The organism is Candidatus Nanopelagicales bacterium (assembly GCA_030700225.1).
Lineage (GTDB): Bacteria > Actinomycetota > Actinomycetes > S36-B12.
Window position 1 is genome coordinate 1 of record JAUYJT010000013.1, and the last position, 7,899, is coordinate 7,899.

Consider the following 7,899-nt stretch of genomic DNA (forward strand, 5'->3'; position numbering starts at 1 on the left):
GACCAAGTTCTGGCCGTTGATGACGACCTGCCCACCCGTGGCCGACTCGATGCCGCCGATGACGTTCAGCAACGTCGTCTTGCCCGACCCGGACGGGCCGAGGATCACGACGACTTCACGGGAGTACAGCTCAAGATTGACGTCGTTCAGGGCGTTGACCTGGGCCTCGCCCGCTCCATAGATCTTGGTGACTCCTGACAACGATGCCAGGACCTCTCCAGTCATGACTTACTCCAAACCGCGCGTGGCCTGTGGCCCGTCGGGGTGGGCCGATCGAGCCATCGCCTTGGATCATGGCAGGCCTCGCGGGGGTTCGCGTCGGAACCTCGCCACACAAGGGAAGACAACTGCCCCGCTCACAGAACGTCGGGTCAGGCGCGTGGTCAGTACGACCGAAGTCAACCTGGGCCAGCCCCACACGACACAGGAGGAGCCTCCGATGCGGTCCGGAGGTCGGCCTGGTCAGCCACTGATCAGTTGGTGAGCTCGCTGGAAGGAAACCCCTAGCGCTGTACCGATATCACGAACCGATAGCCCGGCGTCCGCGAGATCCTTGGCCGCGACCCGAGCTTGGGCAGCCGCTTTGGCCTGGGTCGCCGCAGCTGTTTCGCGTAGCCGCAGGGCCTCGTCCCAGGACGCTTGCGCCGTGCCGGGTAGCCGCACGTCCAACTTGATCGAACCGGGATCCACCGCTTCCCCGGTGACGGTCTCCACCAGGTCGGCCACTTGGCGTCGCATGTCAGAGAGCCGACGACATTGGGTCGCGTAGTCGATCGGAGCCACCTGGGCGACCCACCAGCGACCCTCACGGGTGACCTCAGCGGTGTAGTCCACTTTGCTCATTTCCACCACCCTTCTCCTGAGATGCAGGCCAGTCGCCTGGCCGAGGTCCGCAGCACCCCCGCGCTGATTTCCCGCTTCTGCGTCAGCACTGTTCGGTGAGCGCCGCATGGACAAGTCCACACCTCATGGTCGCCCTTGCCTTGCCTACGAGTGCATCCCAGGCCAGTCAGCACCTTTGCTATCTCCCGGTATTTGCGTGGCTTCATCCAGCGTAGTCTAGCCCGCACTCGACGCGCAATCCGGAGAGCCTCGTTGCCGGCGATGAATGTTCGCTGACGTTGTCTCCCAGGGCCGCTCGCTATCCGGGCAGCGGCAGCCACTCCAGGTCCATGCCCGTCTGGGCCCCCCCGGGCGGCACGACGGCGAACCCGGTCGCTGAGGCGAGGCCGCGCAGCATCGCCGATCCGAGATGGGCTGATGGGGAGAACCGCCCACCGACTGCTGTGCCTACGAAGAGCCGTGTCTCGTGCCGCGGCGCTGTGATGGGCTCTTGGGCGACGACGCGATCCAGCTCGGCGGCCGGGCGCCCGAGCAGGGAGTCGATTAGCGGCTGTCCCAGCGTGAGCAGTCCGACGATCGCGCTTTGTGGGTTACCCGGCAGCCCTAGCAGCCACACGTCGTCAGGAACCGTTGACCCGCTGCCGGGCCGAGTCGGCGCGGACAAGCGGGCCAGGAGCATCGGATGGCCCGGACGCACGGCCACTTGGTCAACGACCAGTTCGCCGCCGAGTTCGACGATCGCCTGGTGCAGGAAGTCGACGGGCCCGGCTGCGGTGCCTCCGGTGGTCACGACGAAATCGCACTGGGCGCTTGCGTCAGACAGAGCCGACATATGGTCGGCCAGCCGGTCCTGGACTCGTGTCGTCCCCGTGACCTTCGCTCCCAATCGCGACAGCAGCGGGGGCACTTGAGGACCCAGGGAGTCGCGCACCTTCCCGTCGTGGGAGATCCCGCTCGTCAGCAACTCGTCGCCGAGGATGAGCAGTTGGGCGACGGGCCGACGGCGGACCTGGATGGGGGAGTCGTGACCGGCCGCTGCCAGGAGCCCGATCAGGGCAGGTGTCATGCTCTGGCCGGCGCGGGCCAAGACTTCGCCCTGCTGGCATTCCTCGCCGGCAGGACGGATGTCGGTTCGGGGCTCGACATCGGTTCGCAGGACCGCGCCGGAAACGCTGCCGTGTTCGCGGCGAACGATCCGATCCGTGCCGGCCGGGAGTTCAGCTCCGGTCGCTATAACGACTGCGGAGCCTGGCGCGAGCCCTTGCTCCGGCGAAGAACCCGCGAGGTTCTGCCCGACGACGCGCCAAGGCCCGTCACCGCTGACCGCCCACCCGTCCATCGCCGAGGTGGCGAATGCGGGTAACGGCGTCAGTGCCAGCAGGTCGTCAGACAGCACGCGCTTGTCGAGGTCAGCGAAGTCAACGGCTTCGCTCGGCACTGGACGGGCGGCCCGGGCGGCGGCCCTCGCGTCCGCCCACGCCGGGGCCTTGAGCGGTTGCCCAGTCACCGCGATGTCGATTTGGGGCGGTGCCGGATCTGGTGGCTCGGCATCGGCGTCACTCTTCAGCTTGCCACTGGGTCGCCAGAGCCCGGATCGATGCGGCCGCCTCTTGGACGTCAGCTCCGGCAGCGACCGCGCAACCCAGAAGGTACGTCGTTACAGGGGCGGCTGGTCGCGTGACGCCGTGCGCGGTGTCCTTCGCCACGTCCAGGATCGCGTCCAGGTTGACATCCGCGTCGAGCCCCAGCTCGCTTTGAACCGCTGCGATCCAATCTGACAACATCGCGTCCACTCCTAGCGTTATCGGGGACAGATCGTCGTGCCCCTCCCGGTAGACAATAGCTGGGCTGGAGTCGCGGGCCGTAGCGAGATCTGCTGGGGAGTCCACGTCCATGAGTAGTTCCGTACCGTCCGGAGGCGGCACGCTCGCTGTCGTTATCGAGCTGAGTACCGCCCTGACCGACTGCCCCGCCGGGTCGCCTAGCGCGCGTATCGCCGCCCGCAGGGCGTTTCTGCGGTACGCGGCGCATAGTGGCTGGCTTCTGCCTGCCGCATCGGCCGGGATGAGCGCGTCCGGAGTGCCTTGTTCGTTTCCGCTGGCCGCTGAGTCCCGCTCGATCCGGCAAGCTAGGTCTTGCGCCAGTTGGCTCACGAAACCTCCGCTGAAGGGCATGTCGGTGGCGATGACCGCTACAACGTCGTGGGTGACCAGTTCCAGCCCGGCGGCGATCGCGGCGACCGGCCCGCCTCCCGGGGGGTTCTCCCGGGTGACGGCGACGTCGCGGACCGGTTGTTTCGGCGCGGGCCCTACGACGACGACCGGAACTTCAGGCGGGAGAGAGGCAAGGACGTGATCGAGGAGTGACCTTCCCCACACTGTCGCGGCTGACTTGTCCTGTCCGAGCCTGGTACTGCCGCCGCCGGTGAGGATGATGGCTGTCCAGTTACCTATGTCACGTTCGCTCATGGCACTGTGAGGCTTCCCGGATGCGGATCAGCAGAGGCACACTTATACCAACGTACTGGAGGGGACGTGCCCAGACTCACTCACGTCGATGAACGTGGCCAGGCCCGCATGGTCGATGTCGCGTCGAAGCCCATCTCAGTGCGCACAGCCCGAGCGACTGGGGTAGTCGAGACCGCGGCTGCCGAACACATCGCGACTGGCAGCGTTCCCAAGGGTGACGTCATCGCGGTCGCCCGCGTGGCCGGGATCATGGCCGCCAAACGCACGCCGGACCTTGTCCCCCTATGCCACCCCATAGCCCTGCATTCAGTCGCGGTTGACCTTGAGGTCGATGCCGCCACTGGGCGGGTGACCATCGAGGCGCGTGTGACCACGGCTGACAGAACTGGCGTCGAGATGGAAGCTCTGACGGCGGTGGCCGTCGCTGGCTTGACGGTGATCGACATGGTGAAGGCCGTCGATCCGCTCGCGGCCATCACCGATGTTCGAGTCGAGGAGAAGGCCGGCGGCAAGTCTGGGAGCTGGCACAGATGACCGAGGCCGCCGTCATCACATGTTCCGATTCCGTGTCCGGCGGCCGCGCCGAGGACAAGTCAGGCCCCATAGCCGTGGCCGGACTCGCTGACCTGGGTTTCGTGGTTGGCGCTGCTGAAGTAGTGCCAGACGACCGGTCCGAGATCGCGTTCGCTCTGCGCGCGGCGGTTGCGCGCGGCGCCCGAGTTGTGATCTGCAACGGCGGTACGGGGATTGGCCCACGCGACGTGACGCCAGAGGCTGTGAGGGATGTCGTCGCGGCTGAACTGCCCGGCATCGGTGAAGCGATGCGGGCGGCGGCTCGCGAGCGGGTGCCCATGGCGGATCTCTCGAGGGCGACGGCCGGGATCGTGGACAAGTCGATCGTGGTCACTCTGCCGGGAAGCCCTGGCGCGGTTCGCGACGGTATGGCAGTCATTGGTCCGCTCCTGGCCCACGCGCTGGCCATGATTGACGGCGGCAAGCACCCGGCTCACCCTCATGCGAACGGCGCCCCCGCCGCCCCCCAGACGCAGAAACGGCCGCTAAGTGAAGAAACGGGCGTTGTAACGGGCGCGTCTGTACCCTTCGAGGCGTTTCTGTCAGAAACGGCCGCTTCGACGGCCCGATCGGCTTCGACGGCCCGATCAGCGGATGCCCCAGATGAGCACACTGAAGCCGCGATCGTCAGCGAGACCGAGTTGGACCCCGCCGCTGTCGCGCAGGCCGTGGCTCGTAAGGATGCCGGGGCAGCGGTCGTATTCGAAGGGCGGGTCCGCGATCACGACCACGGCCGGCCGGTCGTGAGTCTGCGGTACGAGGGCCACCCAGACGCGCAAGAGATCCTGCGGAAGGTCGTCGCTGAAGCCCGAACACGTCCCGGAGTCCTGGCCGCCGCCGCACAACATCGTGTCGGAGAACTTGGCATTGGTGACCTGGCCTTCTCGGCTGCCGCTTCCGCCGCCCACCGGTCCGAGGCTTTCGCGGCCTGCCAATGGCTTGTCGATGAGGTGAAGCTCCGCCTGCCCGTGTGGAAGCTGCAGCGCTTCCCGGACGGCTCAGAGGAATGGGTGAATTGCGCATGACTATGAGGCTTCTCGACGGCCTCGGCCGTGTCCACCGGGACTTGCGGGTGTCCCTGACCGATCGCTGCTCGCTGCGATGCCGATACTGCATGCCCGCTGAGGGGCTGCCGTGGTTGCCATCCAAGGACATGATCACGACGGAGGAACTCCTGCGGTTGGTCCAGATCGCTGTCGGCTTGGGTGTGCGCGAGGTGAGGTTGACCGGAGGCGAGCCTCTGCTGAAGCCGGACGTAGTGGAGATCGTCGCCCATCTCGCTGGGTTGCCGAACGCTCCGGAGATCTCGCTGACCACGAACGGCATGCGGCTGCCCGGGCTGGCCTCTCCGCTGGCCGATGCGGGCTTGTCACGCGTCAACGTCAGCCTGGACACATTGAACCGTCACACTTTCCGCCGACTGACTATGAGGGATCGGCTCGTGGACACTCTCGCCGGAGTATCGGCGGCGAGGGCCGCTGGGCTGCGCCCGGTCAAGATCAACACTGTGTTGATCCGCGGGGTCAACGATCATGAAGCTCCCGAGATGCTCGCTTGGGCTATAGCTGATGGACTGCTTCTGCGCTTCATTGAGCAGATGCCGCTGGACCCGCACAAGGTGTGGGACCGGGACGAGATGGTTGACGGCGCCGAGATCCTCCAGATGCTCACGGATGCGGGGTACGAGCTCACTCCGCTTCCGGGTCGCGGTTCGGCCCCTGCCGAGGAGTGGGTGGTTGACGACGGACCGGCGACTGTCGGCATCGTGGCATCGGTGACCAGGCCGTTCTGCGGTGCCTGTGATCGCGTGAGGCTAACGGCTGACGGGCAGTGGCGAAACTGCTTGTTCGCACACGAGGAGACCGACCTGCGCGGCCTGCTTCGAGCTGGGGCGTCTGACGATGAGGTCGCGGCCGCGATGGTTTCATCCGTCTCGCGCAAGCGCGCGGGCCACGGCATGGACAAGGGCGGGTTCCTGCAACCAGCGCGGCCGATGTCATCGATCGGCGGGTGATTGGCCGGTGGCGACGATCACACGCGGAGCTGAAGTCCGGCCCTCGCCGGGCGTCCGGGGGGACCGGGCACGGCTCTGGTGGCATGAGGCATCTGGCTCGGTGGCCGATCTGGGCGTGCTGATTCCCATCGCCGTCGCGCTGATCGTGGCCAATGGCCTCGGGCCGACGGCAGTTCTGCTACCTGCCGCCCTGGCGTACTTGGTTGTTGCCGTTGTCTACAGGGTCCCGGTGGCCGTCCAGCCTTTGAAGGCATTCGGCGCTGTGGCCATCGCCGCCGGTGCGGTGCCGGACGTCATCGCCGCTGGTTCGATCCTGATGGGCGTGATCTTCCTGCTTCTGGGCACCGGCGACTGGATCAACCGGGCTGCCCGGTGGTTCCCGATACCGGTGATCCGCGGAATCCAGTTGTCCGTCGGGCTGCTTTTCCTCAAGGTGGCTTGGGGTCTGGCGACTTCGCCCCAGCCCGCGTTCACTGACCAGGCTCCGCAGCCGGCCCTCCTTCTGGCCGCGCTGGTCTTGTTCGGGCTGCTGGTCATCCTTCGGGGCCGGATCATCCTCGTCGTCGTGGTCCTGGCTATTGCGGTGGCTGTCGTTGCCGCCGGAAGCGGGCTGGCTTTCGGTCCGGCAGCGATATCGATGCCCACGCTGTCGTTCGATGCGTTCGCTACCGCGGCAGTTCTGCTCGTGCTTCCGCAGCTTCCGCTGACGTTCGCCAACTCTTGTCTGGCGCCAGCCGATGCCGCGCGCATCTACTTCGGCGATGCTGCCGAACGCGTCACTCCCGGGAGGCTCGCCCGCACGCTGGGGTCGACCAACATCCTGGCCGGTGCGATCAGTGGCATGCCCGTTTGCCATGGAGCGGGCGGAATGACGGCTCACTACACATTCGGGGCCAGGACTTGGCGGGCGCCGCTGCTGATCGGGGCGGCGCTGCTCGTGATGGCCATCGGGTTCGGAAACGAGCTCGCGAACGTCCTGCCCGCGTTCCCGCTGTTCGTCCTCGCGGCCTTGCTGATGGTCGCTGGCGTCGCTCACATGATGCTGCTGCGTGACTTGTCGGGGACTGCCGCTTGGGCCATCGCTCTGGGCGTCGGCGTGATCGGCGTGCTGTGGAATCTCGCTCCCGCGATGGTGATCGGGCTGGTCGCGTCCGCGATCATCCAATGGTCGGCGCGCAGGCGGAGCGTCGCGTCTGACGGCGATGCCGGGCAGGTCGAAGCGGACCTATCAGCGGAGACGAAACCATGATCCAAGTCAGGCTCTTCGCCGCCGCTCGGGATGCTGCTGGAAGTCCGTCCGTCGAGGTCGAGGCGGGTACGGTTCCGGAGCTGATCGGAGTACTCGTGAAGACCCACGGAGAGAGGTTCGGCAGGGTGCTGGCAACCTGCACCCTGCTTGTCGACGGTCGTCGAGTCGACGCGTCCGGTGGCGAGTCACTGCCTGACGGCGCTGTGGTCGATGTGCTTCCGCCATTCGCTGGCGGCTAGTTCCGGAGCGGCCGCAAGGGTGGAGGCGGTGGGGGACACGCCGTTTCGTAGGTGACGCGCTGTTCCAAATCGGTGCGGATGTTGGTGAATCGCTTGACAGTGCCCTGACTGGTCGTGTTCTGATTGGCACTCGCGGTGTTGGTGTGTCGCGGTTACGGGGAGGTTCAGGATGTCCAGTCAGGCTCGGTGGGGCGGTTTGCCGCTGTTGATGGCTGTGGTCGGCGGGGCGTTGGTCGTGGGCTTGTTGTCGGCGCCGCCTGCTGTTGGCGTGGGCGTGTCTTCGCCTGCCGCCGCTGAGGATGGGCAGCCCGATCTTGATGGTCCCGATTCCGCTGGGGGGGGGGTCTCTGTCTGAAGCTGTTGAGGCGGCGCGGTCTGGTAAGCCGGTTTTGGTTCGGTCGCGTACGACCGCTGATTCGTTGACGTGGGTTCGTCCGGATGGGTCGCTTACTACTGAGTCGTCGCCGGGGCCGGTGCGGTTGCGGGCCGGGGGGTCGTGGCGTGATGTTGATC

The 7,899-nt window shown here is 66.6% G+C and carries 11 protein-coding genes; 6 read left to right on the forward strand and 5 right to left on the reverse strand.

Features of this window, described 5'->3' with window-relative positions:
* The 5 genes from Q8P38_01470 to Q8P38_01490 all read right to left on the reverse strand — a co-directional run.
* The coding region (locus tag Q8P38_01470) for an ATP-binding cassette domain-containing protein (GenBank protein ID MDP4013283.1) at positions 1 to 225 on the reverse strand (225 nt) is incomplete at its 3' end.
* Between the two features lie 237 nt (positions 226 to 462).
* A complete protein-coding gene (locus Q8P38_01475) occupies positions 463 to 843 on the reverse strand; it encodes a hypothetical protein (GenBank protein ID MDP4013284.1) in 381 nt (126 codons plus the stop codon).
* Positions 840 to 1,049, reverse strand: coding sequence for a hypothetical protein (locus Q8P38_01480; protein MDP4013285.1), 210 nt, complete (start codon positions 1,047 to 1,049; stop codon positions 840 to 842). The genes Q8P38_01475 and Q8P38_01480 overlap by 4 nt, the downstream gene beginning before the upstream one ends.
* A gap of 92 nt (positions 1,050 to 1,141) precedes the next feature.
* Positions 1,142 to 2,350, reverse strand: a complete 1,209-nt coding sequence (locus Q8P38_01485; protein ID MDP4013286.1) for a molybdopterin molybdotransferase MoeA — start codon at positions 2,348 to 2,350, stop codon at positions 1,142 to 1,144.
* A 49-nt stretch (positions 2,351 to 2,399) separates the two neighbouring features.
* Positions 2,400 to 3,311, reverse strand: coding sequence for an NTP transferase domain-containing protein (locus Q8P38_01490; GenBank protein MDP4013287.1), 912 nt, complete (start codon positions 3,309 to 3,311; stop codon positions 2,400 to 2,402).
* A gap of 66 nt (positions 3,312 to 3,377) precedes the next feature.
* Between Q8P38_01490 and moaC the strand changes: the two genes are divergently transcribed.
* The 6 genes from moaC (at position 3,378) to Q8P38_01520 (ending at position 7,741) form a co-directional block, all read left to right on the forward strand.
* The gene (gene moaC, locus Q8P38_01495; protein ID MDP4013288.1) at positions 3,378 to 3,845 is read left to right on the forward strand and encodes a cyclic pyranopterin monophosphate synthase MoaC; all 468 of its coding nucleotides are present in this window, start codon (positions 3,378 to 3,380) and stop codon (positions 3,843 to 3,845) included.
* Complete coding sequence (locus Q8P38_01500; protein ID MDP4013289.1) at positions 3,842 to 4,909, forward strand: molybdopterin-binding protein; 1,068 nt, start codon at positions 3,842 to 3,844, stop codon at positions 4,907 to 4,909. Before moaC ends, Q8P38_01500 begins: the two co-directional genes overlap by 4 nt.
* Positions 4,906 to 5,898, forward strand: a complete 993-nt coding sequence (gene moaA / locus Q8P38_01505; GenBank protein ID MDP4013290.1) for a GTP 3',8-cyclase MoaA — start codon at positions 4,906 to 4,908, stop codon at positions 5,896 to 5,898. Before Q8P38_01500 ends, moaA begins: the two co-directional genes overlap by 4 nt.
* A gap of 7 nt (positions 5,899 to 5,905) precedes the next feature.
* Positions 5,906 to 7,147, forward strand: coding sequence for a putative sulfate/molybdate transporter (locus Q8P38_01510; GenBank protein MDP4013291.1), 1,242 nt, complete (start codon positions 5,906 to 5,908; stop codon positions 7,145 to 7,147).
* On the forward strand, positions 7,144 to 7,386 hold the full coding sequence (locus Q8P38_01515; GenBank protein MDP4013292.1) for a MoaD family protein: 243 nt from the start codon (positions 7,144 to 7,146) through the stop codon (positions 7,384 to 7,386). The genes Q8P38_01510 and Q8P38_01515 overlap by 4 nt, the downstream gene beginning before the upstream one ends.
* A gap of 169 nt (positions 7,387 to 7,555) precedes the next feature.
* Positions 7,556 to 7,741, forward strand: a complete 186-nt coding sequence (locus tag Q8P38_01520; protein MDP4013293.1) for a hypothetical protein — start codon at positions 7,556 to 7,558, stop codon at positions 7,739 to 7,741.
* Positions 7,742 to 7,899 lie beyond the last annotated feature (158 nt).

What these genes read in the sequence shown, in the direction of transcription:
- Q8P38_01475 (MDP4013284.1), bottom strand. Translation starts at nt 843, where the DNA reads ATGAGCAAAGTGGACTACACCGCTGAGGTCACCCGTGAGGGTCGCTGG.
- Q8P38_01480 (MDP4013285.1), bottom strand. Translation starts at nt 1,049, where the DNA reads ATGAAGCCACGCAAATACCGGGAGATAGCAAAGGTGCTGACTGGCCTG.
- Q8P38_01490 (MDP4013287.1), bottom strand. Translation starts at nt 3,311, where the DNA reads ATGAGCGAACGTGACATAGGTAACTGGACAGCCATCATCCTCACCGGC.
- Q8P38_01500 (MDP4013289.1), top strand. Translation starts at nt 3,842, where the DNA reads ATGACCGAGGCCGCCGTCATCACATGTTCCGATTCCGTGTCCGGCGGC.
- moaA (MDP4013290.1), top strand. Translation starts at nt 4,906, where the DNA reads ATGACTATGAGGCTTCTCGACGGCCTCGGCCGTGTCCACCGGGACTTG.
- Q8P38_01515 (MDP4013292.1), top strand. Translation starts at nt 7,144, where the DNA reads ATGATCCAAGTCAGGCTCTTCGCCGCCGCTCGGGATGCTGCTGGAAGT.
- Q8P38_01520 (MDP4013293.1), top strand. Translation starts at nt 7,556, where the DNA reads ATGTCCAGTCAGGCTCGGTGGGGCGGTTTGCCGCTGTTGATGGCTGTG.